The sequence below is a fragment of the Nocardia sp. JMUB6875 genome (assembly GCF_041154655.1).
GTDB lineage: Bacteria > Actinomycetota > Actinomycetes > Mycobacteriales > Mycobacteriaceae > Nocardia.
On record NZ_BAAFGR010000025.1, the window covers coordinates 37157 to 61368 of the forward strand.

Below are 24212 nucleotides of genomic sequence, written 5' to 3' on the forward strand. Positions count from 1 at the left end.
AAGACGCTAGAGCTGTTTTGCCAGGTAATTGCCGTGGCGATAATCATCCGACCCGGAAGAACTACCGTATGGAAGTAATAAAGACCCCGGTCGCTGCGGGGTAATGGAATTCGGATCAGCGTGATTCGACCCGAACTATTAACCGGCCGTTCGCATCGTTCGCCAGTGTCGAACGGCCGGTATTGGTGGCCGAAATCCGCTCGCGAGTTCAGCCCGCGAGCGCGGTTCGGGTGGCGGAACGGATTGCGCCGGTGACGGTTTCGGGTTCCTCCAGCATGACCAGGTGGCCGCAGTCGGGCAGCTCGATGGCCCGCGTCGGCCGCAGGGTCGCGTTCAGGCGCGCGCCCGCGGCGGCGGAGAGGATGTGGTTCTTCGCGCCCCAGATGGTGGTGATCGGCGGGAACCCCGGGAACGGACGGAAGTCGTCGAGCACCGCCAGCGACGGCAGATCGCGGGCGATGGCGGCGGGCGCCAGCAGCCGCCGCGGCTCACTCCAGCGGTCGCGCAGACCGGCGAAGGTCGAGGCGCTCATGCCGCGACCGCGCGGTCCGAGCTGTTCGCGCACCACCAGACCGGCCGCCAGGCCCGGCAGCCGGATCGCGCCCGCCAGCGAATGGAGGGGAATGGTCGCCGCCGCCCGAGCGGTCCAACCGGTCGGTGTGGGACGCAGGGTGGCCGCGGTCAACGGGCTGCACAGCACCAGCGCCCGCACATTCTGCGGATTGCGCCGCGCGTAGAGCAGCGACAACGCGCTGCCGAAGCAATTGCCGACCAGCGTCACATCGGTGAGCCCGTGCGCCTCGATGAACTCCGCGAGCATCCGCACATAGTTCTCGACGGTGTATCCGCCGGTGGGGGAGTCGGAGTCGCCGTACCCGAACAGATCCAGCGCGTACACGCTGTTCGTGGCGGCCAGCGCGCGGGTCTGGTGCTCCCAGATCCGCCGGTCGCCGCCGATATTGTGCAGGAACAAGATCGGATCACCCGACCCGGCGTGGTCATAGGCGACGGATACGCCGTGGTAGTCGAACTCCGGCATCGGGGCGCTCTCCTCATTGAGTAGCGGTGCGGCACTGCGATAAAGCCCATGCTAGCCGGTACTCCCGGTAACACAAGTTTTTGCGGAGAGCGCCCGAATGCTGGTCAGCGCGTGGATCCGGCGATCACCCCCGAATCACGGATCCAAGATTTCAGTTCGGCCATGCCGGTTTCACGATCCATAACGGGGTGATATCCGAAATCGCGGGTGGCGGCGGAGGTGTCGTAGGTACCCGAGCGCGTCATCACCGCCACCGAGTACCGCGACAGCGGGGGCGTCCAGTGGTTGGCGAGATACGGTACCCGCCTGAGGTTCTCGATGATCGAGACGACCAGATCGACCACGCGCGGATCCAGCTTGCGGGTCGGTCGCGCGTACCCCAGGTCCTCGGCGACCTGACCGAGGAACCGCCACACGTTCGTGCGCTCGGCATCGGCGATGAAATATGGCTTGCCGCCCACGTTCTCGCTGGCAGCGGCCAGAATCGCGGCCTCGACGATATTGTCGACATGGCACAGCGAGGCATACACCTCGCGCCCGGACGACAGATCCGGCAGCGTGCCCGCCGCCGCCCGCTCGAGCAGCCGCACGATCGGCCCGGACCGGTCGCCCGCACCCCAGATGGCCCGCGGCCGCAGCGCCACAGTGGTGAATCCGGGCGCGTCCGCCTTCAGCACGAGTCGCTCGGCCGCGGCCTTGGTCTCGCAGTAGTAGTTCAGATACCGGGTCGGATACGGAACCGACTCGTCGATATCGATCTGGTCGCCGCCGTCACGGTCCATGAGTGCGCTGGGACTCGAGATGAACACGAATCGCCGCGCGCCCCCGGCCCGGGCCGCGGCCAGCAGCCGGGCGGTGGCCGCGGTGTTCTCCGCCCAGAACACCTCGCGGGTGCCGCGCTCGTCCACGCGGGCGGCGCTGTGGAACACCACATCCACACCGGCGACCGCCCGATCCAGGGACTCCGGATCGCTCAGATCGCCCACGACCCGCTCGACCCGGTCGAGCACCGGCTCGAGATCGCGCAGGTTGCTGGTGCGCCGCACCAGAATCGACACCTCGTGGTCGGTGTCCTTGACCAGCCGGCGCACCAGCGCCCCGCCCAGGAAGCCCGAGGCACCCGTCACCAATGCCTTCACGATGCCCGCGCCTTTCCGGACAGCGGTGCCGCGGGGTGCCGTCGTAGTCGACTGGCCAGTTCATCGATGACCATGCGGGCCACCACCTCGATCAGCGCGATGGTTCTCATGACCGGTCGCCCAGCTGCTTGGCCGCCCACACGGTCAGCTTCTCGCGCCCGATCTTGGCGTTGTGGCGGATGTCGACCGGGAACTTCGGGTGGAACAGGAACCCGGTCACCGGCTTGGTGATCTCGAATTCGTCGCGGCGGCCCCGCAATTCGCGCTCCACGGCGTCCTTGTCGGCCCCGGCCTCCAGCTCCACGCACAGCACCGGCTCCTGCGCGCCGCGCTCGCCCACCCCCACCAGCGCGGTCCGCGCCACGCCTTCGAGGGTGTTGAAGACCTGTTCCACCTGCACGGTGAACATGGGCCCGTTCGCGGTGTCCAGGCGCTGACTCTTGCGGCCGCAGAAGCGAATCCGGCCCGCGTCGTCGATCCACGCGAGATCCCCGGTGCGATGCCAGATCACGTCGCCGTCGTGAATCTTGCCGATCTTGTTGGCCGCCAGGGGCCAGAAGTACCGGGTGCTGACATTCGGCCCCGACACCACGAGCTCACCGATCCCGCGCGAGGCCGCCAGCTCCGGGTCGCGCGCCTCGACATCCGACCATTCGGGCAGCGGATCGTCGGTGACCGCGATGATCCGCGCCCGTACGTGCAGGGCCGGACGCCCCACGCACACACCCTGCCCCTGATGTGCCTGCTCGACGAGATCGCCGAGCAGTTCCCGGGATTCGATGGTGGCCATCGGCAGCGCCTCGGTAGCCCCGTATCCGGAGTACACCTTCGCGTCCTCGGGAAGTTTCTGCCGCAGCGCCGCGATGCACCAGTCCGGCACGGGCGCGCCTCCGGAATAGATGCTCTGCATGCCGTCGAGGGATTCGCCGGTCTCCTCGAGGTGGTGCAGTAACGGAATGAGCACCGCCGGGGAGGCGAACATGGTGCGCACCCCGAACCTGTGCACGGCGTCCACCACGTGCGCGGGATCGGTCGCGCCGACCTTGGAGGGAATCAAAGGCGGTAGCACACAGCGGGATCCGAGCAGCAGCTCCGGAATCCCGGCGACCACCGTGGTGATCAGCGAGGTGCCCGGCGCGACATGCTCGCGTGCGTCGTCCACCTGCTCGACCATGGCGCTGAGGTTGCCGTGGGTGAGCACCACCGCCTTGGCGGGTCCGGTGCTGCCGGTGGTGTAGGCGATGAGCAACGGCTCGTCATCGGGTGCGGGCTCGCGCTCGGGCAGCGTGGAAGCCGGTGTGCGGCCCCAGCTTTCGAGCGTCGGACCCTGCCACCAGGACCGGCCGACGGTGACCGCCACCCGCACCTTGCGGAAGTACGCGCGGAACACGATGCGCAGCGCCTGCGCCTCCACCACGCCGACGAAGGCCTCGGCGTCGGCGGCCTGCAGGCAGCGCAGCATCTTGAACATGCCCATGCCCGGGTCGATCACCACCGGCACCGCGCCGATCTTGAACAGCCCGTACAGCACCGCGTAGAGCTCGGGCCCGGGCCGCACCAGCACGATGGTGCGCACGCCGCGGCCGACGCCGGCGTCGGCGAAGCGCTCGGCGATCGTCTCCGACCACGCGTCGAGCTCGGCGTAGGTGAGCTGTTCGTATTCGGGCAGGCCCGCCCGATTCTTCCCGGCGGCGTAGATCACCGCCTCTCGTTCGGGGTGGGCGGCGACGATATCGCGGAAACGATCGAGAGCGCGCCAATAAATGGTGGGCAAGGAATGCGACACACTTCCCCCAGTTCTGAGTTCATTGCTGAATATGTCGAGGAATGCGAGGAATGTATCGGTGAGGCTACACGGGGTGCTGTCGAACCGCTAGCCGTGGTGTTCCGTATTCACTTGATATACAACGGTTTTAGTGTGTCTCCGGGTACCGACACCGGTTCCTTGCAACCCCCTATTCCACCCCTACGGGTTTCACTGGCCACCGCTGGCGAACAGGGCTGTTCACCAGTCATTTCCAGCGGTTTCGCGGCGAAACACGCTCGAGCGCACTGTGATTCGTGGGGCTCGTGTGACACCCGACTACCCGTGGGTACGGTAGCGTTTCACTCGGCATCGGGGCTACGGGATATCAGCGGGGCCGGCTCGGGGGACACCGAATTGCGGCCGCCGCAGCCAAATTCGACAGGACGCACACAGTCCAGAGAGTAGGGGGCCACATGCGTACACGCTTCGAATCTATCGGTGCGTACACACCCGGTACGGTCCGCTCCACGGAAGACGTGATCAACAGCCTTTCCGTGCCCAGGGCATTGGACCTGGAGCGAATTACCGGAATCAAGAATCGGCGCGTGCACAATGCCGATCCGGAGAATTACGAATCGTCGTTCGTGCTCGCGCGCCACGCCATCGAGGACTGCCTCGAGCGCTCCGGCTACCAGGCCGCGGACCTGGACGTGATCATCTCGGTGTCGATCACCCGCTTCACCGGGCCCGGGCAGTTCTGCTACGCACCGTCTTTCGCCGCTCAACTGGGCGCGGCGATCGGCGCGACCAAGGCGCTGCACTTCGACCTGTCCAACGCCTGCGCGGGCATGATCACCGGCGTGCTGGTGCTCGACCGCATGATCAAGGCCGGTGTGGTGCGCAAGGGCCTGGTGGTCAGCGGCGAGCAGATCACCCCCATCGCCGAGACCGCCACCCGCGAGATCTCCAAGCCCTACGATCCGCAGTTCGCGGCGCTGACCGTGGGCGATGCGGCGGTCGCCGTGGTGGTCGACGACCAGGGCGACGATGACGACGAGATCCACTACATCGAGCTGATGACCACCTCGGCCGGCGCCGAGCACTGCATCGGCCAGCCGTCGGACAAGACCACCGGCATCGCCATGTACACCGACAACCGCGCGCTCGCCAGCGAATCCCGCTTCCTGCAAGGCATTTCGCGCATGGCCGACTTCCTGCTGGAGACCGGCCGGGCCTGGGAGAGCGAGAAGTACGACTACTGGATCCACCACCAGTTCTCCGGCCCGGCCATCGAATACATCAGCTCGCTCACCGAGCGGCACTTCGACACCCCGATGCCGCAGGCGCTCAATGTGTATTCCGAATACGGCAATACCGCGTCCACCTCGCACTTCCTGGTGCTGCGGGAACACCTGGCGCAGCAGAAGATTCCGCGCGGCTCCAAGGTGCTGCTGATCCCCGAGGCGTCCGGCGTGGTCTCCGGGCATCTCGCCGCGACCATCTCCCGGTTGGAGGCCTGAATATATGAGCACCGCAATCGTTTCCGCGGCCGTGTGTACCGACACCGACACCGGCAGCTACTTCGAGCTGGCTGCGCGGGCGGGGCGGCAGGCGCTGGCCGCCGCGGAGATCTCGCCCGATCGGGTCGGCCTGGTGGTCAACGCTGGTGTGTTCCGCGACAGCAATATCGCCGAACCGGCCGTGGCGGCATTGATTCAGAAGCGCCTCGAGGTAGGGCTGGAGTACACGACCGGTCGCGTGCCCGCGTTCTCCTTCGACCTGCTCAACGGCGGTACCGGGGTGGTGCACGCGCTCATGGCGGCGCAGTGCTTCACCGGGCTCGGGGATGTGGAGTACGCGCTCATCGTCGCGGGGGACACCCACCCGACCACCGAGCGCGGCCGCGACGACTTCCCGTACACCGCCAGCGGCGCGGCGATCCTGCTGCACGCCTCGGCCAGTGCGGGCGGTTTCGGCCGCATCTACACCAGCGAGACCCCGGGTCCGATCGGACCGACCGCCTGGGCCGATCTCGAGGCCGCGGGCACCGACGGCCGCAAGGCGCTGACGGTGAACACCAACGTCGGCGATCCCCTCGCCCTCGCCGAGCAGGTGCTGCGCGAATGCCTCGCCGGTGAGGGCCTGGAGGCGGCCGACTTCGCCACCGGCAAGGCTGTCGTGCTCGCCCCCGCGCCCGTGCCCGGCTTCCGGGAACGCGTCGCCTACCACCTGGGGATTCCCTCCGCGGCGGTCGCGGGCATCGATCCCTTTGTCGGCGACCCGTATTCGGCGGGCCCGGTGCACGCCTACCTGAGCGCCGCCACCCAGGGCATGCTCGACGAGGCCCGCGCGGTGGTGTTCCTGGCCGCGGACGAGAACTCGGCGGCCTGCCTGGTCTACCGGCCGCAGGCGCTCCTCGCCGCTCAGCCCGCGTCCTAGGCGAATCTGAAATACACTGTTTGACAAGAAAATTCATCCGGTGAATCCGCACCGGCGGACCATGTCGGGTCCGCCGGTGACCACCGGTGGTGGACTTTCCCACAGTGTTCGTACAAGACCCGTTGTGCCCCGGCTGATCCTGGGCGCGCCAAGCGCCCTCGCTGCAATGATGCCGCTCCAGCACACCGAAGCTCGCCGTGCCATGCCATTTCAGTCGGTGCCTCCGATCGGTGAAAGGGATGTCAGATGGCGCGGTCGGTCGCTCGGGACCGAGAAGACATGCCGGTGGGGGCCGGCCGGGGGATGCGATGGCCGGGCACGGTCCCGGGTGCGCCGGAGGCGGCGCGGCTGCGCGTCGCACGCGCGGTCGCGGTGCTGGGCGACGCCGCCGAAATCGGTCGGGTGGCGGAGCTGCTGGACGCGGGATACCACGAAACCCGCACGGTGATAGCGGAATTGGCGCAGGCCGGGCTGATCGTGGAGGAGTGTCGCCCGCATCCGGAGATGGCGGCGCGGGTGCTGCGCGAGCTGCCCGACGACGAGTATCGGCGATTGCACGCGGCCGCGGCGGAACTGCTGTGCGGTGCGGGATTTCCGGCCGAGACGGTGGCGCGCCATCTGGTCGAGGCGGGCGACGCCCGCGGGTCGTGGGCCGCCCAGATCCTGCTCGAGGTCGCCGACAATGCCGTGGACGCCGATGAACTCGACGGCGCGGGCAGGCATTTGGAGCTGGCCTATCGGGCCAGCCGCCGCGCCGACGAGCGGGCGGCCATCGCCACCCGGCTGGTCGCGGTGGAATGGCGGATCAATCCGTCCAGCCGCACCCGCAATTTCGGCAGGCTCAAGGCGGCGCTGCGCACCGGGCGGGTGCCGCATCCGGATCTACCCATGACCGCGTTGCAGATGCTGTGGCACGGCTACGTGCTGCACGCCGATCAGGCGCTGGTCCGACTGCGCCGCGGCGCGGACGGCGCGGGTGCGCTGGCGGACCGGCTCGAATTCCTCGGCGCCTGGCTGCGCTACACCCATCCGGTGCAGGCGCAGCGCCACCAGTGGCTGGTGTCGGGGCGGGCCGCCGCCGAATCCCTTCCGCCGGACCGTGATTCGGCGCACCGGCAGGCCGCCGCGCTGCTGTCGGGGCTGTGGGAGGAACGCCCGCCCGCCGCCACCGCCGCCGCGGCGCAACGCATCCTGGCCCAGCACCGGCTCACCCCCACCACCGTCGAGGTGCTGATCGCGGCCGTGGACTGCCTGCTGCACACCGATCGGCTCGACGCGGCCGACGCATGGTGCTCGGCCCTGCTCGCCGAGGCGACCGCCCGCAACGCCCCGACCTGGCAGGCGCTGTTCGCCTCGGCGCGCGCGGAAACCCTGCTGCGCAAGGGAAATCTGACCGAGGCGGCCGGGCACGCGCTGATCGCCCTCAACCTGCTGCCCGCCGAACAGCTCGGCATCTGGATCGGGCGACCGCTCGCGGTCCTGGTCCGCGCCCTCACCGCCCAGGGCAGGCACGCCGAGGCCGCCGCGCAACTGGAGCGCCCGGTGCCGCGCGCCCTGTTCGAATCCCGTTTCGCGGTGGGCTATCTGCGCGCGCACGGCGAGCACTGCCTGGCCACCGGCCGTCCGGAGGAGGCGCTGCGGCACTTCCGCCGCTGCGGGCGGCTCATGGACGAGTGGGGGATGGACTTCGCCTGGCTCGCGCCGTGGCGCAATGATCTCGCCGCCGCCACCCTCGAGGCCGGGCAGCAGTGGCAGGCCCAGAATTTCGCGAACCGGCATCTGGAGGCGATCGGCGGGGCCGAACAGCATCACACAGGCGGGGTCTCGCTGCGGATCCTGGCCGCCACCAGCGATCCGCTGCGGCGGGTGACGCTGCTGCGGCGCGCGGCGGCACTGGCCCGCACCGGCGGTGACGAGCTCGAATTGGCCACGGTGCTGGCCGATCTCGGCGACGCCTACCGGGGGTTGGGCGAGGTGGATCGGGCGCGGCCGCCGCTGCGGGAGGCCGCGCGGCTGGCGGAATCGTGCGGCTCGGAGGCGCTGCTGGTGCGGCTGCGCGTCGATACCGCACCGGCCACCGAGGCCGGGCCGCGCGAGGGCGGGACCGAGGCCCTCAGCCCGGCCGAACGCCGGGTCGCCGAACTGGCCGCGCTCGGCAACCGCAATCGCGATATCGCCGACGTCCTCGGCATCACCAGCAGCACCGTCGAACAGCATCTCACCAGGGTGTACCGCAAGCTCGCGGTCGCCCGCCGCAGCGAACTGCGCTTCGCGCTGGCCGCCAGGACGGAGGCGCGCGCCCGCACCGCGGTCGGCTAGGGCACGGCAGTCGGCTAGGGCACCGCAGTCGGATAACCGTTGGTCGAAAGGGGATTGGCATGATCGCGTCTCGGTCCGGGGAATCGACAACGCTGCCGGAGGCGGACCGACCGGTCTTGCCGCTGCCGGAGCAGGACCCCTTCTATCGACGCCCGCGCGGGCTGAACCGGGTGGCGCCCGGCGCGGTATTGCGTTCCCGTCCGGTGGAATTGGCGCTGCTGGGCCTGATCCCGCAGCGAATCACCGCCACCCAGTTGCTGTTTCGCAGCACCGACCTGCACGGCCGCGCCGAGGCGACGGTCACCACGCTGCTGCTGCCCTACGGCGCGGATCCCGCCGCCGAGCGGCCCGTCGTCTCCTTTCAATGCGCGATCGACGCCGTCGCCTCGAAATGCCTGCCGTCCTACGCCTTTCGCCGCGGCGCCCGCGCGCTGGGGTCGGTGCCGCAGTTCGAGCTGCTGCTCATCGAACACGCGCTCACCCGCGGCTGGGCGGTCTCGGTGCCCGATCACACCGGCACCGCGGGCCGCTTCGGCGCGCCCCGCGAGCCCGGCCACCGCATTCTCGACGGCCTGCGCGCCACCCTGAACTTCCTGAACCGGCCCCTCGACGCGCCGGTCGCCCTGTGGGGCTATTCCGGCGGCGGCCTGGCCACCACCTGGGCCGCCGAACTCGCCGCCACCTACGCACCCGAGCTGAATATCCTTGCGGCGGTGCTGGGTTCACCGGTCGGCGATCTGGAATCGACCTTCTTCCGCCTCAACGGCTCCACCTTCGGCGGCCTGGCCACCCTGTGCCTGGCGGGTCTGCGCCGCGCCTATCCGGCCCTCGACCGCAGCCTGCGCGAGAATCTCGATCCGGCCTCCCTGGCCCTGCTCGACCGCGCCGAGGCCAGCGCCACCATTCCGCTGCTGTTGCACAGCGGCCGTTCCCGCATGGACGATCTCGACGGTTCGGCGCTGGCCACCCTGCGCACCCTGCCCGAGGTGCGTGCCGTTCTCACCGATCTCAACCCCGGTGAGCGCCCGCCCCGCTTCCCGATCCTCGCCGTCCAGGGCGTCCACGATCTGATCATTCCCTGCGGCAATGTCGACCGCCTGATCGACCGCTACCGCGCCACCGGCACCCCCGTCCGCTACCTGCGCGATATCCTCGGCGGCCACATCAGCCTCGGTCTGCTGGCCGCACCGCTGTGCGAGAACTGGCTGGCCGACCGCTTCGCACAGCGCCCGATTCCGGCCGCGACCACGAAAACCGTCCCGTCCCTGGCCTTCTCGCTGCCCGCCGTCCGTGGCTACCTCGAATTGGCGTCGGTGCTGGCCCGAGCCATGGCGGCCCGCCCGCTGCGGGCCCGCCGTGACGACCCGGCATCGATTCCCCTGAACCCCGCGCACCCCTCCGAGCTCGCTCCTATCGTGGACGCATTCGGAAGGGGCACACCATGACGGCACCCGACAAAATCCTGATCATCGGCGGCCTGCTGACCCTCACCTACGGGTCCCTGCTCGGTTACCCGATGATCGCCATCCGCATGCGGTCCGGAAATCCCGCCACCCCGCGCTACCTCACCGTCGCCCACGTCGGCGCGGTCATGCAGGGCGTGATCCTGCTCGGATTGGTCTGGGCCGCAAGGCTTTCCGACCTGTCCAGCGCCTGGAACACCACCGCGGCCTGGCTGGTCGTCGTTTCCGGCATCCTCATCGCCGCCAAGGACACCATCAACTGGCTCACCGGCGTCGGCGACGAGTTCGCCGACAAGTCCCGCACCGCCCCGCTCGGCCTGGCCGGTGCCCTGACCCTCACCATCGGCCTCGCCATCTTCATCGTCGGAGACCTCGCCGCCCTCTGAGCGGGGAGGATCGGAAATCTAGCGCCGCTAGACAATCTGGCGAGCGAATGTTACGTTTGCTCCAGTTTCTAGCACTGCTAGAAGACGGCGAACGAGGAGTGATCGACATGACCTTCACCAGCAATGAGCAGAAATTTCTCGCGGAGGCCGGGATCGGGCGGCTGGCCACGGTGTCGCCCGACGGCGTGGTGCAGAACAATCCGACCGGCTACCGGGTGAACGCCGACGGCACCATCGACATCGGCGGGATGCGGATGCGGGGGAGCCGGAAGTACCGCAATGTCGAGGCCGGGAGCCGGGTGTCCTTCGTCGTCGACGAGCAGGTTTCGGTGGAGCCGTACGTGATTCGCGGCATCGAGGTGCGCGGCACGGCCGAGGCGCTCGCGGACGAGGAGCCGCCGTTCCCGCACCAGGAACGCGCCGTCATCCGGATTCGCCCCAACCGCGTCATCTCCTGGGGCATCGACGGCGGATCCTTCGACTTCACCGCCCGCCAGTCATCCGCGATCTCATGAATCCGCCACGGCCGGGTAGTCCCGCGATGAGTTCGGCCGGCGGGAGCCGTCTACCCGTGTGAACCACGGAAAGGATGCGCGATGAAAGCCAAGAACCTCGACGACTCCAACGGTATGCAGATCCAGGACTGGGAACGCGTCACGGCCGTACTCGACCGCGACATCGACCAGGGACCCGACAGCGGTGGACCTTCCCGGCATACGACCTGGCTGACCACCATCAACGCAGACGGAACGCCACACGTCACCGCTGTGGGCGCGGTGTGGGTCGACGGCACGTACTGGTTCCAAACCGGCGATACCACGCAAAAGGGAAAGAACGTCGCGCGAGACCCACGCTGCGCCCTGAGTGTCTCCGCGAACGAATTCGATCTCGTGATCAACGGCTCGGCGGAGAAGATCACCGACCCGGCCACGGTGGAGCGCATCGCGGCCACCTGGGCCGAGGGCGGATGGCCGTGCGAAGTAGACGAATCCGGAATAGGCCTCACGGCCCCGTTCAATGCGCCCGCGACCGGTCCGGCACCCTGGTACGTCTACCGAATCACACCCCGCTCGGCGGTATCGGTATCCACGGTCGCACCCGGCGGCACCACCCGCTGGACATTCTGAGTCGCTCAGCAGAAGCGCCGACCACCCGAACCCGCCACCATTGTGCGCCGCCGCCAGCCCCCGGAATCGCGCGGGACGCGGCATGACAATGCACTGCCCATCGGTACGCCTGGGTATCGCGAATGGGCCTATTCCTACATTTCCGCAAAAAATTTGGCGGAAACCTGCCGTTCCGCACGGGCTTGTGTAGGAATAGGCCCATCGCACGGCATTCGACATGAGCGCGCACTCGAAAGCGCTGTCGGCCAACCAGTTTGGAAAGCCGACCAAACGCCCGGGTCGCGGCATGACGGTTCGCTCGTCAATTCGTTTCGTTCACCGACCAGCGCGCGGTCCAGTCCGCAAGCGGAATCGGCGGTGTCAGGTCGCTCGACACCCCGAGGTCAACCCGTGCCTGTCGGTAGAACTCGTAGCGGGCCAAGACCGCAGCATCGTAGAGCTCCTCAAAGCGTGACTTGCCTCCATCGGAGTCAGGAGCGAGTATCGCTCCGATTCGCCAAACCGAGGATGCCACGCGCGAGCGGCGTCGATCACTGGAGGTGCGCCGATCAGTTGGACGATGGCGAAGCGCTCGGTACGAGTGTGTTCGGCCACGGCCAGTAAGGCGAACAGCTCCGAAAGTTCTGCGGTGCCGGTGTTTTGACCGGGGAACACACCTTTGGCATTCGCGATTTTCAGGTAGAGGATCGTTTCCGCTTTCACCGCCGAGGCGTACTCCGCGTACACCGCCTGGCGGCGCTCGTCCCACCGGACCGCCTGGGTTCGATTCCATCGCACGAGTTCAGCCACGAATCCGCCCGCGAACGTGAGCACTCCACCGACGAGAACCCCGATCAGTGGCAAGTATTGGGACATTACGAGGTTCCTCCCCACTGTGGGAGACAGGACCGAGCCGGTTTGCTCCGAGTTCCTCGTACTCCCGGATCCTATGATCCGCGCGGTGCCACCTGCACGCACGTCGGCAGGTCAGCGCGATCGGTCAGCTGAAACGGGCTCGCAGCGTTGATCTTTGGCTCGGCCGCGCGGCCGGTTCGAATCGCGCGCCAGACGGCATGAGGTGCGTCGACCGGCGGGAGTGGTTCGAGTTGATCATGGGTCTAAACGTCCACTATGGCAGTCGAATTGACAGAAATTCGACTACCGGGCGTGGTTAATGTAGGGATAGGGACATCGTGCGGAACCCGGCATAACAAGGTAGATCTCCCACACGCTGTGGTGAACGAGACTGCCGTGATCGCCGCAGTGATAAAGGGATGCTGGCGCGACGCACCGACGGTTGTGCGGCCGGGAGGAGTCAGAGGGAGTCGGCTTTGCTGAGCCAGCCGACGAAGGCGCGGGTTACGAAGGGTGGGGACAGGCGGGTCGCCAGGGCGGTGAGTTTGGTCTGGAGGCCGACCAGTACGTGGGGGCCGGACCAGGTGCGGCGCGCGGTCGCGGTGTGCCAGACGGTGTTCGCGATGTCGTCGGGGGTGAGGTGGACGCCGAGGGTGGTCGCGGACTTCGAGCCGCGGTTCACCTCGGTCATCATGTCGGTGGCGACGAACAGGGGGAGCAGGTCGGTCACCGGGATGCCGAAGTGCCGCCATTCCAGGTCGAGGGCCTCGGTCAGGGAGCGGACGGCGGCCTTGGTGGCGCCGTAGGTGGCCAGGCCGGGCTGGCCGTAGAGGGCCGACGCGGAGGCTAGATTGATGACGCGGCTGCCGGGGGTGCGGCGCAAATAGGGGAGTGCGGCGTGGCAGCCGTTGAGGACGCCCTTGATATTGACGTCGATCAGGCGATGGTGGCGGTCGAGCGGCATCTCGGCGAAGGCTCCCGAATACAGGATGCCCGCGTTGTTGACCAGCAGATCGAGACGGCCTGTCGCGTCGGCGAATTCCTTCAGGGCCCGATCCCAGCCCGCCGGATCGGTGACATCGAAGCAGCCGGTGACGGTGTGGCCGCCGATGGCCTCGGCGGTGGCGGCCACCGCGTCCGCGTCGATGTCGTAGAGGCCGACCGTCCAGCCCTCGCGGGCGAAGCGGGTGGCGATGGCGCGGCCGATGCCCGCGGCCGCGCCGGTGACGAAGACGGCGGGGCGGGAAGCGGTGGCGGGCTGGGACATCGGGGCCTCTCGGTCAGGCAGCCGTGCGATCGGAACGTCCGGTCTCGATCATCGCACGATGGAAGTCGGCGGCATCGCGGGCCGCGTCGCGGCCGTCGGCGAGCAGGCCCGCGCCCAGGTGAATGAGGGTGTGCGGGGCGCTCGGGCGGATCTGCAGGCGCATCGGCACCCCTGCGGCCTCGGCCCGCTTCGCCACCGCGAGCGCATCGGTCAGCAGCATCTCCCGGGAGCCGACCTGCAGCAGAATCGGTGGCAGACCGGCGAAATCGTGGTTCACCACCGACCAGCTCGGATCCAGCTCCCCGTCCACGGCGATGCCGCGGCGCACCACCATATCGGGCCCGGCCGCGGGCAGTACCGCGTCGTAGCGCGCGTTCGGATGCGCCAGCCGCGCGGTCGAATCGAAATCCGCCCACGGCGAGGTGACCGAAAGCGCCACCGGCAGCGGCAGACCCAGCTCGCGCAGCGTCAACGCCAGCCGCAGCGCCAGCCCGCCGCCGGCGGAATCGCCCGCGACGATGATCTGCCCGGGCGCGAAGCCCTCTGCCAGCAGATGCCGGTACGCGGTGAGCGCGTCGTCGAGGCTGTCATTGGGATGCGCGTCGGGCAGCTGCCGGTAGTCGACGGTCAGCACCGGCAGTTCGCTCCACGCGGCCAGGCGCGCGGTGTGCCGGCGGTAGCTGTTGAGCCCGCCCGCGATGAACGCGCCGCCGTGGAAGTACAGGATCGCGGCCTCGCGATCCACTCGCGGATCCGGAACCGGTGCGCTCCACAGCCATTCGGCGTCGAAATGCTCGAATCGCACCGGTTCGCGCCGCACCCCGCGTGGCGTGCCGAGGACCCGGGCGGGCTTCTCCGAGAGCCGCGTCGCCCGGAAGATCAGCTCGGCGGGCAGCGGCCCGAGATCGGCGACCCACGCGCCCGCGCGCAGGAACGACTGGAGCGTGGTCCGCAGCACGGGGTGCGCGAGCCGGGTGCCGATCCGCGCGGGGCGGACGGTCTCCACGATCACCGAGGAAGCGGGCACCGATGAGGCGGGTCCCGGCACCGGAAAGGCGGGTTCCGAGGTCTGGGGCAACGTCGCCACGGGCGTTCCTGTCCGCGCCGCGAGGCACCGGGCGCTGGTGAGACAACGATGTCGATTCTGGCCTTGGGCCGATGATCATCTTGACCGCCGGAACGCGGATTGTCATGTCCGAGAGCCGAATTCCGTGCCGGTGGCCGGAAAGGTCAATAGCTTGTCCGACATCATCCGAGGTCGGGCCGTTGACATATGCAGGTAAATGCCTGCATAATTTCAGCGTGCAATCCGAACCCGAGATGGACGCGGTTTTCAAGGCGCTGGCCGACTCGACCCGCCGGTTGCTGCTCGACCGGCTGCGGGAGAACAACGGCCAGACCCTGCGGGAGCTGTGTGAGCGGGTGGAGATGGCCCGGCAGTCGGTGACCCAGCATCTCGACATTCTCGAGCGGGCCGGGCTGGTGACCGTGCTGCGGCGCGGGCGCGAGCGGGTGCACTACATCAATCCGACACCGATTCACGACATCGAACAGCGCTGGATCTCCGTTTTCGATCGCCCCCGGCTGGATGTCCTGCGCGCCATCAAGAACCAGGCAGAGGAGTACGCCATGACCGAAACCATTCCCAGCTACGTCTATGTCACCTATATCCACGCCAGCGCCGACCAGGTCTGGAAGGCCCTGACCGACGCCGATCTCACGGCCCAGTACTGGGGCCACGAGAATCTGTCGGACTGGCAGGAGGGTTCGTCGTGGGAGCACCGCCGCGCCGACGGCTCCGGCAAGGTCGACGTGGTCGGCAAGATCCTCGAGGTCGACGAGCCGCGCCGCCTGGTCCTCACCTTCGAGGACTCCCCGCAGGAGGATCGCAGCCCCTCGGTGGTGACCTTCCTCATCGAGCCGCACCAGGACATCGTGCGGCTCACCGTCACCCACGAGAATCTGCCGAATCAGGAAATGCTGCAGGGCATTTCGAGCGGCTGGCCCGCTGTGCTGGCCAACCTCAAGTCGCTGCTGGAGACCGGCAAGGTGCTGCCGCAGCAGCCGTGGGAGATGGAGCGCAGCGCGGCGCACGCCTGATCCGGCGGCCACCGCCCGGCGGGAGCAGGAAGCCGGAATCCGAAAAGGCACCGGAGCGAAAGGATTCGCTCCGGTGCCTCTGTATGTCCCGCTTACCGCGGCATCTACTGCTTACCGCGGCGCCATGCGGATCGCGCCGTCCAGCCGGATGACCTCACCGTTGAGCATCGGGTTCTCCACGACGTGGCGCACCAGGGCGGCGTACTCGGTGGGATCGCCCAGCCGCGACGGGTGCGGCACCTGCGCGCCGAGCGCGTCGATGGCCTGCTGCGGCAGGGTCGCGAACAGCGGGGTGTGGAACAGGCCCGGCGCGATGGTCATCACGCGAATCTTGTACGAGGCCAGGTCGCGCGCGATCGGCAGGGTCATGCCCACGATGCCGCCCTTGGAGGCGGAGTAGGCGGCCTGCCCGATCTGCCCGTCGAAGGCCGCGACGGAAGCGGTATTGACGATGACGCCGCGCTCGCCGTCGGCCTCCTCGACCGCCGAGATGCGCTCGGCGGCCAGGCGGATGACATTGAAGGTTCCGATCAGATTAACGTTGATGATCTTGGTGAAGCTCTCCAGCGGGAACGCGCCCTGCTTGCCGACCGTCTTGATCGCATTGCCGATTCCCGCGCAGTTCACCGCGATTCGCAGGGTGCCGAGTTCCTGGGCGGCGTCCAGCGCGGCGGTCACATCCGCTTCGCTGGTGACGTCGCCGGGCGAGAACACCACGCGCTCACCGAGTTCCTCGGCGATGGCCTTGCCCTGTGACGAGGGAAGATCGATGATCACGACCTTCGCGCCGGCCGAGTGCAGTTCGCGCACGGTGGCCAGACCGAGTCCCGAGGCGCCGCCGGTCACAACCGCGACGATGTCTGCTGTCTTCACAAAACCTCCAAAATGCTTGGTCTTGTTAATGTAGATTCTGCTCCATCAGGAGGGAAGACCGGCCCGTCGGCGTGGCGTTCACGCGATGGTGCGAACCCTGCTATCCGCGTGCGCGCGCGGATTCAGAGGAGTGTCGTGCGGCGCGTCGAGTCGTTGGAATCCTGTTCATGCGAGAGAATTTCCGATCGGGACCGTTCCGCGGCTGAGCGGCCGGGACCCACGAACACGACGACAACACACCGTCCGCCACGACCGACCGCGAGAGGGTCAGACGATGCAGAGCGACGTGCCCGCAGCGGGAATGTTGAAGTCGTACAAAAAAGTGTCGCGCTGGTACCCCGCGCTGGACCCCGCGGCCCAGGCCCCCGCACCCGAACAGCCGCAGGAGGATCCGGCCTTCGGTGACGAGGAGGGCCCGGCCCGCTTCCCGCACTACATCCAGGACACCGAGCCCGAGCTCGACATTCCGCCGGTGCCCGAATCCGTGCTGCGCCGCAATCACTTCGACGGCGCCTGGTCGGACTGGATGACCGAGCGCGACGAGCACGGCGAGAGCGACTCCTACGCACCGCCGATGCGCTACCGCGGCGCCACGGTCGTCGAATTCCCCTCCGAGGTCAACGAAGCCGAGGAGCCGCGCGAGGCGGAGGAGCCGCGCACGGCCGAGACGCCGCGACAGGCAGAGGCGTCGCGCAAGGCCGAGACGCCCCGCAAGGCCGAGACGCCGCGCGCCGACCGGGATTCCACGCCGCGCGCCGATCGCGCCTCCGAACTTTTCGACGCGCTCGACGCCGAGGCGCCCGCCCGACCCGAGCGCACCACGGGGCGGCGGCTTTTCGCCCTCGCCTTCCTGATCGTTGCCATTGTTTTGCTAGCCGTGGCCGGTGGAGTTGCCCTATATGTGCTGAATTCCCATGGCGGCACTGCGCAATCCACCGGCACACCCGGTACGGGACCCGGTTCCGGCCCGATCGCCGTCGCGGCGGCGTACAACGAGATGACGGCCCCCGTGCTCATCGGCGACCATGGACCCGCCGTCAGCGTTCCGGCCGGATAACGAGGAGAGCGGAGACAATGGATCAGGACTGGAGCCGCTGGCTCGACGAGCTGCCCGAGGAGGGCGAATCGCCGGGTCCTGCCGCGCGTTCCAAGGCTCCGGTGAAGCGCTTGCGCAAACGTCGCGGGGACGGTGACGCCGGCCCCGCGCCGCGCCCGATCCTGGTGGTGGGCGGCTGCGGCGGCGCCGGCACCACCACCACGGCGCTGGGCATCGCGGGGGAGATGGGCGCCGCGGGCACCCAAACGGTGGCCGTGGACGGCACTTTCGCGGGCAGCGATCTGGCGCTGCGCGGCGCCGACGAGCATCTGAGCCCGATCAGCCTGCAGGCCTGGCTCTATGGCCGAGGTGATGACGAGGCCGCGCCGCTCAAGGAGTGCCTCTCGCGCGCCACCTCCGGAATCGGCCTGCTGTGGCGCGATCCCGCGCCGCTGCGCCGCCGCGCCACCTACCTGACCGTCGCCCGGGCGCTGGGCGAGACCGGCTACACCCCGGTGTACGACGGCGGCAATCCGATCGCCAGCCGGCATCTGCGGCCGCTGCTCGAGGACGCCGATATCGCGCTGGTGCTGGCGATTCCGGCGCGCGTGGACGCCGCCAACCGGTTGCGGGTCACCCTGGAGTGGCTCGACGACCAGTTCGGCGGGCACGGCGAGGGTCAAGGAGACGGGATAGTCGGGGATACCACGATTGTCGTCTCACATCAGTTGCCGGGCAGCGATTCTCGGATCGCTGAGCATTTGCGGGAACATCTGGACGGTTGGGTCCGCGAGATTGTCGAGATACCCTATGATCCGCACCTCGCGCGCGGAGAACTGGTGCGGCACAGCAACCTCGCCGCCGAGACACGCCGCGCGTATCGCCGCCTGCTTGCTGGAGTGGCATCATGACCGCAGCCATGAAGGAACGCCGATCCTCCGCTCGGAACAAAGCCGGGGCCGCAGTGGCGGCCGGTGTCGTGCCACCGCCGGAATCCCGCCGCGCACCGATCTGGGACCGACCCGTACCCGGGGGTGGCCGCGCTCCGCTGGTGTGGTTGCTCGGTGTACACGGGGGCGCGGGCGCGACCACGCTCTCGCATGTGCTTGCCCCGGCGGCGGATTCGTACCGCCGCTGGCCCGGCGTCTTCGAACGCGAATCCCCGTTCGTGGTGCTGGTGGCCCGCGAGACCATTCCCGGGCTCACCCGCGCCCACGACCTGCTGCGCCAGCATCACGCCGGGCTCGCCGGTCCGAGTGAGGTGCTGGGCCTGATCACCGTGGCCGCGCGGCCGGGCCGGATTCCGGCCGAGATCCGCCGCTACCGCGATGTGGTCGGCTCGCTGGCGGGCCAGGTCTGGCAGCTGCCGTGGCACGAGGAGTGGACGCTGGTGGAGTCCGACCAGCTGCCGGTGTGGTCGCCCGGCGACCCGCTGCCGCAGCAGCGCAAGCGCAAATCCGATCCGCTGGAGGAGATTACGGCGGATGTGCGCGAGCTCGGCTCCGGCATCCTGGCCGCGGTCCAGGACGCGCTGGACGCACCCCGCTCCGACGACGACGATCCGGAGGAGTGATCATGATCGTCGACGGAATGCGTTCGGTTCCCGAGATGCGTTCGTTTTCTGAGATGCGTTGGGCACGTGAGGTTTCCCGGTCCGCCGGGATGGAAGGGCGCTTAACCGAAAGAGTTCGCACCGCCGGTTGGACGGGAAGCCCGGTCATCGGCGAAATTGTTACTAGCAGTTCGCTTTTGGAGAAGGACAGACAATGAGCATGCTCCTCGCCGTACACGACGTGTACGGGCAGTACCTCGCCCAGGTCGGGAATCCGACCCCCGAGGCGCCGCCCGCGTCGGACAAGTTGCTGAAGCTGGTTCGGTATTTCACCTGGTTCGTTCTGTTGTCGGGAATCCTGGGCATCACCTACGCCGGTGGCCGGTTCGCCTGGGAGAAATGGACAGGAGGCGGTTTGGAGTCGCCGAAGATGGTGGCCGGGGCCATGATCGGAGGGATTGTCGCCACGAGTGCGGGCACGATCATGAACGCAGTGATCACCTAATGTCCTCCGCCGTGGCCGTACTGGCCTACAAACAGATGCCGGCGGACGTGATCCGCCCGCTGATGCAGCTCGTCGACTGGCTGCTGTGGTGCGTGCTGCTGTTCTGCCTGGCCTGGATGATCCTGGCGGCCGGGCGGGCCTGGTACGCGTTCCGCGACGGCGACTGGGCCGCCAACGACGCATCGCACGGGGTGGCGATGAGCCTGCTGGGCGCGGTCATGGCGACCTCGGCCAGCGGTATCGCGCTGGCCCTGCTGCCGACCTGAGGGGTACGGGCAGCTGATTTGTCCACTGGCACAACCACTCTGGCAAACGACACCGTGGAGGCGAAACGATGAGCGAGAAGGAGCCGTCCGAGCGCGACGGCATCTCGTTCGGCGTCATCGCCTCGGCAGCGCTGGTCGCGGTGATCGTCGTCGCGGGCCTGGTCGTCTACTTCAGCCACGGCTCGTCCAAGCCGAGCACGAAGAACGAGGGCACCGACCCGGTGACCACCTCCGATACCGGCGTGACCGGATTCGCCTCGCCCGAGGTGGATCTGTTCGGCCGCCGCGTCGACATCCCCAACAATTCGGCCGGACAGCCGCTGCCGCAGGATCCGTCCAAGCAGCGCCGCGCCTCCGACACCGACTGGCTCACCGCCGCCCCGCAGGGCACCACCGATCCGCACGGCTGGCAGCGGGTGCACGGCGCGTCCGTGCCCTTCTCCACCTCCGACGGTCCGACCCGCCTGGAAAACGGTGTGGCCGTCGGCTATTCGCACACCCCGCAGGGCGCCGCGCTGGCCGCGGCGCAGATCACCTACCGGCTCAATGCCCGCCCGGCCGACCGCGAACTCTACGTGCGCGAGGTCCGCGTGGGCGCCGACCAGCTCGCCGCCTACGACCAGGCGCTGGCCGACCAGCGGCTGCCGAAACAGCAGCCGGAGAAGGTGACCCGCTATCTGGTGGCCCCCGACGCCTTCCAGATCGAGAACTACGCCGACGATATGGCCATCGTGCGGCTGGCCGTGCGCGGCCCGGTGCTCGACAACAAGCAGTGGTGGGCCGCGGTGCGGCTGATCATGGTCTGGGACGCCGGCGACTGGCGGCTCAAGCCCGCGACGTCCAAGACGTCGCAAACCGAGAACGTGGACTCGCTGGCGGGGTGGACCCGATGGTGAATCCCGCAGCGCCACATCCGGAAACACATGTTCGTCCGGCAATACTTCAGGACGCGGCATCGCGACCCATCGAAAGGTGGACCACATGCTGAGGCGGCTATTCACGATCCTCGCGGTCGTATTCACCGTCATGATCGCGACCCCGACGGTGGCCTACGGCCAGACCTACGGGTACGACCAGGCCTGCAACGAATTACACGACTCGCTCGACGGTCTCGGCGTGCCCGGCCTCTCGCTGGGTGACGCGGCCTCGGCGGCGTGCAAGGCCAGCAATGTCGCGACCCACCCGACCGATGCCGCCGCCACCGTGCGCGACAAGGCATGGGACTCCACCTTCGGCAAGGTGGTGGACTCGCTGATGAACGGCCTGGGCGAGGCGTTGATCCTGGCCCTGACCTTCTGGATGAAGCTGCCCAACGACAGAGTCAGCGATGCGGGCACGCTGTTCACGAAGATCAACGACTACACCTATCAGGCGCAGATCATCCTCTTGATGACGTCGGTGATATTGACCGGATTCAGACTCGCGCAGGCGAGACGGGGAGCCGCGGTCAATGAGGCGACCGATTCCTTCCGGATGTTCGCGCGCGTGGTGTTCAGCTCGTGGATGCTCGGCGCGGTGATCGTGGCCGCCACCCAGGCCTCGGACAAGTTCTCCGAGTGGATCATCGACGACTCCACCAACGGCAATGCCAAGAACATGGCCGAGCTGATGGTGAAAACCACCAAGCTGCAAGCCTTCTCGCCGGGCCTGGTGCTGATCATCGCCATCGTCGGCCTGCTCGGCGCGCTGGCCCAGATCGTGCTGGCCATCGTGCGCCAGGGCATGCTCGTGGTGGCGGCGGGTGTGCTGCCGCTGGCGGCGGCCGGATCCGGTACCGGCATCGGCAGCAGCTCCTACAACAAGCTGATCCGCTGGATCATCGCGTTCATGCTGTACAAGCCGGTCGCGGCGATCGTCTACATGATCGCCTTCACCACCGCGGGCGCCACCGACGAGCGCACCGGCACGGTGAACCTGCCCGACGCCGATGAGGCCCAGCGCATGCTGGTCGCCATCGTGCTGCTGGGCAGCGTCGCCTTCGTGCTGCCCGCGCTCATGCGCCTGGCCACCGCCGGCGAGGTCGCCATTGTGGGTTCGGGCGGTTCGGGTTTGGCCGCCACCACCGGCACCCTGGTCGGCATCGCGGCGCTGGGCGCGGTCGGTTCGCGTGCGGTCGCCCCGCGCGCGGCGACCGGTGCGCCGGGCTACGCCGGAATGGGGCGCGGCGGACGGCCGCCGCGGCCCGGCGGTCCGGGCGGACCCGGAGGCGGCGGTGCCCCGCGGCCGACACCCGTGCCCCGGCCGGGCGGCGGTGGTGGTGGAGGCGCCGGTGCGGCCGCGAGTCCTGCCGCCCAGGGCGGCGGTGGCGCAGTACCGTCAGGCGCACCCTCGGGAGCGTCCCGCGTGGCCAACCGCGTCGCCCAGGTGCGGGCCGCGACCGCGTCGCTCGGCAAGGCCGAGAACACGGCGGGCGACGTGGCCGGTGACCGCTGGGTCAACCGTTCCCCCGACCTCGGCAGGAGCACCATTCCGCGATGACGATGACCGACACCTACGAGCGCCGCTCGTACGGCCTGTGGAACAAGCCCCGCAGCGCAGGACTTTTCGGCCTGCGCTGGGGCGAGACCGTGGTCGGTTTCGCCGTCGTGATCACCGCGCTGCTGACGGCGCTGGTGGCCGGACCGAAACCGGCGCTGTTCGTGGCGGTCATCGGCACCGTCGTGATGGTTCCACTGGTGTGGCGGACGGGGGGCCGCTCCGGCTACGAGAACGGATTGATGATGTTCCATTGGTTGCGCGGCCGATCCAAGGGCGAGCACGTGTACCGGGGCGGGCGCTTCTCCCGGATCCCCGGCGGCGTCACCCGCCTGCCCGGCCTGATGGCCCCGTCGCGGTTGTACGAGGGCATCGACGCGGGCGGCTACAGCTTCGGCATGATCCACCTACCGCAATTCGCCCAGTACACAGTGGTATTGCGGGCCTGGCCGCAGGGCCACGAGGCCGTCGACCAGCCGGTCATCGACCGCTGGGTCGGCGCCTGGGGCACCTTCCTCGCCTCGCTGGGCCAGACCTCCGACATCGTGGCGGTGGTGCCGGTCATCGACACCGTGCCCGAGACCGGAAACCGCTTGCTCACCGAGGTTTCCACCATCACCCGGCCCGAGGCCCCGGATCTGGCGCAGCAGGTCATGTACGAGCTGGCCACCGAGCTACCGCAGGAGCGGGTGCAGCTGCTGCCGCGGGTGGCCATCACCTTCAAGGCCACCACCGCCGAACGCCGCAAGAACCCGGCCGAGGAGGCCGTGGAGATCGGCCGCCGGCTGCCCGGCATCTGTGCGGCGTTGGCGGAGGCCGGAGTTCGCGCCCAGCCCATGGCCGCCGACGAGATCATCTCCTTCATCCGCCGCAGCTACGACCCGGCCTCCCAGGCCGATCTCGAGGTGGCCGCGGGCGAACCCGGTGGGCACGGGCTGGATTGGGCCGACGCGGGCCCGGTTTCGCACGAAGAGCGTTGGGACCACTTCATTCACGACGGCGGCCGCTCGGTCACCTGGGAGATGGACACCGCCCCCGAGGGCGCGGTCGATGAGCGGGTGCTGCAGCGGCTGCTCGCGCCCAACCCGGAGGTGCCGCGCAAGCGCATCACCATCGTCTACCGCCCGCACTCGGCCGGCGACGCCGCCCAGATCGTGGACGACGACTACAAGAACGCCCTGGTGGCACAGCAATCCGAGCGCGGTGTCGTCTCCGCGGCGGCCACCCTGCGCGTCGGCGCCACCCAGCAGGCCCGCGAGGAGCAGGCCCGCGGCCACGGCGTCACCCGCTTCGGCGCCCTGGTCACCATCACCGAACCGCTGCGCGGCGACCTGCCCCGCATCGAAGCCATCACCCGCGACCTGTCCACCCAGGCGCGCCTGAAGATCCGCCGCTGCTACCGCTATCAAGCGGCCGCGTTCGCGGCCTCCCTCGGCTGCGGGGTGATCCTCCCCGAACACGCCACCATCCCGAAAGCGCTTGCGGGGTAACCCATGCCACGTGATATCGATCCCTCGGTCCGCGACCGCGAAGCCGCGCCCACCCGGCGCGGCCCCCGGCGCGACCCGGACGCGGCCGAACGCCGCCGCCCGGAACCGGACCACCGCGACGAGCCGGAGCCGTACGCGCCCGCCCCCTCCCGGGT

24 protein-coding genes are annotated in these 24212 nt (G+C 68.7%); 17 read left to right on the forward strand and 7 right to left on the reverse strand.

Annotation, left to right across the window (positions count from 1 at the left end; all coding sequences use genetic code 11):
* Positions 1-208 precede the first annotated feature (208 nt).
* The 3 genes from ACAM49_RS09150 to ACAM49_RS09160 form a co-directional block, all read right to left on the reverse strand.
* Positions 209-1039: an alpha/beta fold hydrolase gene (locus ACAM49_RS09150; protein ID WP_369635023.1), complete on the reverse strand. Its 831-nt coding sequence runs from the start codon at positions 1037-1039 to the stop codon at positions 209-211.
* A gap of 104 nt (positions 1040-1143) precedes the next feature.
* Positions 1144-2178 (reverse strand): NAD-dependent epimerase/dehydratase family protein, encoded by a 1035-nt coding sequence (locus ACAM49_RS09155; protein WP_369635024.1) that lies wholly within the window; start codon positions 2176-2178, stop codon positions 1144-1146.
* Between the two features lie 106 nt (positions 2179-2284).
* Complete coding sequence (locus ACAM49_RS09160; protein WP_369635025.1) at positions 2285-3952, reverse strand: fatty acid CoA ligase family protein; 1668 nt, start codon at positions 3950-3952, stop codon at positions 2285-2287.
* Between the two features lie 446 nt (positions 3953-4398).
* Here ACAM49_RS09160 and ACAM49_RS09165 point away from each other — a divergent pair, with 446 nt between their 5' ends.
* The 7 genes from ACAM49_RS09165 to ACAM49_RS09195 all read left to right on the forward strand — a co-directional run bounded on the left by ACAM49_RS09165 (position 4399) and on the right by ACAM49_RS09195 (position 11659).
* Entirely contained in the window at positions 4399-5445 is a 1047-nt protein-coding gene (locus ACAM49_RS09165) for a 3-oxoacyl-ACP synthase III family protein (RefSeq protein ID WP_369635026.1), read from the forward strand.
* A gap of 4 nt (positions 5446-5449) precedes the next feature.
* Positions 5450-6364, forward strand: a complete 915-nt coding sequence (locus tag ACAM49_RS09170) for a hypothetical protein (protein ID WP_369635027.1) — start codon at positions 5450-5452, stop codon at positions 6362-6364.
* A 279-nt stretch (positions 6365-6643) separates the two neighbouring features.
* Positions 6644-8683, forward strand: coding sequence for a LuxR C-terminal-related transcriptional regulator (locus ACAM49_RS09175; protein ID WP_369635028.1), 2040 nt, complete (start codon positions 6644-6646; stop codon positions 8681-8683).
* Positions 8684-8742: 59 nt separating this feature from the next.
* Complete coding sequence (locus ACAM49_RS09180) at positions 8743-10128, forward strand: lipase family protein (protein WP_369635029.1); 1386 nt, start codon at positions 8743-8745, stop codon at positions 10126-10128.
* Complete coding sequence (locus ACAM49_RS09185) at positions 10125-10532, forward strand: hypothetical protein (protein ID WP_369635030.1); 408 nt, start codon at positions 10125-10127, stop codon at positions 10530-10532. The genes ACAM49_RS09180 and ACAM49_RS09185 overlap by 4 nt, the downstream gene beginning before the upstream one ends.
* A gap of 107 nt (positions 10533-10639) precedes the next feature.
* A complete protein-coding gene (locus ACAM49_RS09190; RefSeq protein WP_369635031.1) occupies positions 10640-11047 on the forward strand; it encodes a PPOX class F420-dependent oxidoreductase in 408 nt (135 codons plus the stop codon).
* Positions 11048-11128: 81 nt separating this feature from the next.
* Positions 11129-11659, forward strand: a complete 531-nt coding sequence (locus ACAM49_RS09195) for a pyridoxamine 5'-phosphate oxidase family protein (protein ID WP_369635032.1) — start codon at positions 11129-11131, stop codon at positions 11657-11659.
* Between the two features lie 360 nt (positions 11660-12019).
* Here the strand turns inward: ACAM49_RS09195 and ACAM49_RS09200 are convergent, their stop codons facing one another.
* The 3 genes from ACAM49_RS09200 to ACAM49_RS09210 form a co-directional block, all read right to left on the reverse strand.
* Complete coding sequence (locus tag ACAM49_RS09200; RefSeq protein ID WP_369635033.1) at positions 12020-12514, reverse strand: hypothetical protein; 495 nt, start codon at positions 12512-12514, stop codon at positions 12020-12022.
* A 439-nt stretch (positions 12515-12953) separates the two neighbouring features.
* A complete protein-coding gene (locus ACAM49_RS09205) occupies positions 12954-13760 on the reverse strand; it encodes an SDR family oxidoreductase (protein WP_369635034.1) in 807 nt (268 codons plus the stop codon).
* Between the two features lie 13 nt (positions 13761-13773).
* Positions 13774-14847 carry an alpha/beta hydrolase gene (locus tag ACAM49_RS09210; RefSeq protein WP_369635035.1) on the reverse strand — a complete coding sequence of 358 codons (1074 nt, stop codon included), beginning with the start codon at positions 14845-14847 and terminating at the stop codon, positions 13774-13776.
* A 233-nt stretch (positions 14848-15080) separates the two neighbouring features.
* Here ACAM49_RS09210 and ACAM49_RS09215 point away from each other — a divergent pair, with 233 nt between their 5' ends.
* Positions 15081-15860, forward strand: coding sequence for an ArsR/SmtB family transcription factor (locus tag ACAM49_RS09215; protein WP_369635044.1), 780 nt, complete (start codon positions 15081-15083; stop codon positions 15858-15860).
* 111 nt (positions 15861-15971) lie between these two features.
* Here ACAM49_RS09215 and ACAM49_RS09220 read toward each other — a convergent pair whose 3' ends face one another.
* The gene (locus tag ACAM49_RS09220) at positions 15972-16733 is read right to left on the reverse strand and encodes a 3-hydroxyacyl-CoA dehydrogenase (protein WP_369635036.1); all 762 of its coding nucleotides are present in this window, start codon (positions 16731-16733) and stop codon (positions 15972-15974) included.
* 274 nt (positions 16734-17007) lie between these two features.
* Between ACAM49_RS09220 and ACAM49_RS09225 the strand changes: the two genes are divergently transcribed.
* From ACAM49_RS09225 to ACAM49_RS09265, 9 genes are all read left to right on the forward strand, one after another.
* Positions 17008-17790 (forward strand): hypothetical protein, encoded by a 783-nt coding sequence (locus ACAM49_RS09225; protein ID WP_369635037.1) that lies wholly within the window; start codon positions 17008-17010, stop codon positions 17788-17790.
* Positions 17791-17807: 17 nt separating this feature from the next.
* Positions 17808-18680 (forward strand): MinD/ParA family protein, encoded by an 873-nt coding sequence (locus ACAM49_RS09230; protein WP_369635038.1) that lies wholly within the window; start codon positions 17808-17810, stop codon positions 18678-18680.
* 8 nt (positions 18681-18688) lie between these two features.
* Entirely contained in the window at positions 18689-19342 is a 654-nt protein-coding gene (locus ACAM49_RS09235; RefSeq protein ID WP_369635045.1) for a hypothetical protein, read from the forward strand.
* 2 nt (positions 19343-19344) lie between these two features.
* Entirely contained in the window at positions 19345-19539 is a 195-nt protein-coding gene (locus tag ACAM49_RS09240; protein ID WP_369635039.1) for a hypothetical protein, read from the forward strand.
* Positions 19536-19826: a hypothetical protein gene (locus tag ACAM49_RS09245; RefSeq protein ID WP_040809635.1), complete on the forward strand. Its 291-nt coding sequence runs from the start codon at positions 19536-19538 to the stop codon at positions 19824-19826. The genes ACAM49_RS09240 and ACAM49_RS09245 overlap by 4 nt, the downstream gene beginning before the upstream one ends.
* A complete protein-coding gene (locus tag ACAM49_RS09250; protein WP_369635040.1) occupies positions 19826-20092 on the forward strand; it encodes a hypothetical protein in 267 nt (88 codons plus the stop codon). The genes ACAM49_RS09245 and ACAM49_RS09250 overlap by 1 nt, the downstream gene beginning before the upstream one ends.
* 68 nt (positions 20093-20160) lie before the next feature.
* Complete coding sequence (locus ACAM49_RS09255) at positions 20161-20988, forward strand: hypothetical protein (protein WP_369635041.1); 828 nt, start codon at positions 20161-20163, stop codon at positions 20986-20988.
* Positions 20989-21073: 85 nt separating this feature from the next.
* On the forward strand, positions 21074-22570 hold the full coding sequence (locus ACAM49_RS09260; protein ID WP_369635042.1) for a hypothetical protein: 1497 nt from the start codon (positions 21074-21076) through the stop codon (positions 22568-22570).
* The gene (locus ACAM49_RS09265; RefSeq protein ID WP_369635043.1) at positions 22567-24057 is read left to right on the forward strand and encodes an SCO6880 family protein; all 1491 of its coding nucleotides are present in this window, start codon (positions 22567-22569) and stop codon (positions 24055-24057) included. Before ACAM49_RS09260 ends, ACAM49_RS09265 begins: the two co-directional genes overlap by 4 nt.
* Positions 24058-24212 lie beyond the last annotated feature (155 nt).

What these genes read in the sequence shown, in the direction of transcription:
- ACAM49_RS09245 (WP_040809635.1), top strand. Translation starts at nt 19,536, where the DNA reads ATGAGCATGCTCCTCGCCGTACACGACGTGTACGGGCAGTACCTCGCC.
- ACAM49_RS09235 (WP_369635045.1), top strand. Translation starts at nt 18,689, where the DNA reads ATGAAGGAACGCCGATCCTCCGCTCGGAACAAAGCCGGGGCCGCAGTG.
- ACAM49_RS09190 (WP_369635031.1), top strand. Translation starts at nt 10,640, where the DNA reads ATGACCTTCACCAGCAATGAGCAGAAATTTCTCGCGGAGGCCGGGATC.
- ACAM49_RS09255 (WP_369635041.1), top strand. Translation starts at nt 20,161, where the DNA reads ATGAGCGAGAAGGAGCCGTCCGAGCGCGACGGCATCTCGTTCGGCGTC.
- ACAM49_RS09215 (WP_369635044.1), top strand. Translation starts at nt 15,081, where the DNA reads ATGGACGCGGTTTTCAAGGCGCTGGCCGACTCGACCCGCCGGTTGCTG.
- ACAM49_RS09260 (WP_369635042.1), top strand. Translation starts at nt 21,074, where the DNA reads ATGCTGAGGCGGCTATTCACGATCCTCGCGGTCGTATTCACCGTCATG.
- ACAM49_RS09265 (WP_369635043.1), top strand. Translation starts at nt 22,567, where the DNA reads ATGACGATGACCGACACCTACGAGCGCCGCTCGTACGGCCTGTGGAAC.
- ACAM49_RS09165 (WP_369635026.1), top strand. Translation starts at nt 4,399, where the DNA reads ATGCGTACACGCTTCGAATCTATCGGTGCGTACACACCCGGTACGGTC.
- ACAM49_RS09150 (WP_369635023.1), bottom strand. Translation starts at nt 1,039, where the DNA reads ATGCCGGAGTTCGACTACCACGGCGTATCCGTCGCCTATGACCACGCC.
- ACAM49_RS09200 (WP_369635033.1), bottom strand. Translation starts at nt 12,514, where the DNA reads ATGTCCCAATACTTGCCACTGATCGGGGTTCTCGTCGGTGGAGTGCTC.
- ACAM49_RS09175 (WP_369635028.1), top strand. Translation starts at nt 6,644, where the DNA reads ATGCCGGTGGGGGCCGGCCGGGGGATGCGATGGCCGGGCACGGTCCCG.
- ACAM49_RS09205 (WP_369635034.1), bottom strand. Translation starts at nt 13,760, where the DNA reads ATGTCCCAGCCCGCCACCGCTTCCCGCCCCGCCGTCTTCGTCACCGGC.
- ACAM49_RS09185 (WP_369635030.1), top strand. Translation starts at nt 10,125, where the DNA reads ATGACGGCACCCGACAAAATCCTGATCATCGGCGGCCTGCTGACCCTC.
- ACAM49_RS09225 (WP_369635037.1), top strand. Translation starts at nt 17,008, where the DNA reads ATGCAGAGCGACGTGCCCGCAGCGGGAATGTTGAAGTCGTACAAAAAA.
- ACAM49_RS09240 (WP_369635039.1), top strand. Translation starts at nt 19,345, where the DNA reads ATGATCGTCGACGGAATGCGTTCGGTTCCCGAGATGCGTTCGTTTTCT.
- ACAM49_RS09170 (WP_369635027.1), top strand. Translation starts at nt 5,450, where the DNA reads ATGAGCACCGCAATCGTTTCCGCGGCCGTGTGTACCGACACCGACACC.
- ACAM49_RS09180 (WP_369635029.1), top strand. Translation starts at nt 8,743, where the DNA reads ATGATCGCGTCTCGGTCCGGGGAATCGACAACGCTGCCGGAGGCGGAC.
- ACAM49_RS09250 (WP_369635040.1), top strand. Translation starts at nt 19,826, where the DNA reads ATGTCCTCCGCCGTGGCCGTACTGGCCTACAAACAGATGCCGGCGGAC.
- ACAM49_RS09230 (WP_369635038.1), top strand. Translation starts at nt 17,808, where the DNA reads ATGGATCAGGACTGGAGCCGCTGGCTCGACGAGCTGCCCGAGGAGGGC.
- ACAM49_RS09195 (WP_369635032.1), top strand. Translation starts at nt 11,129, where the DNA reads ATGAAAGCCAAGAACCTCGACGACTCCAACGGTATGCAGATCCAGGAC.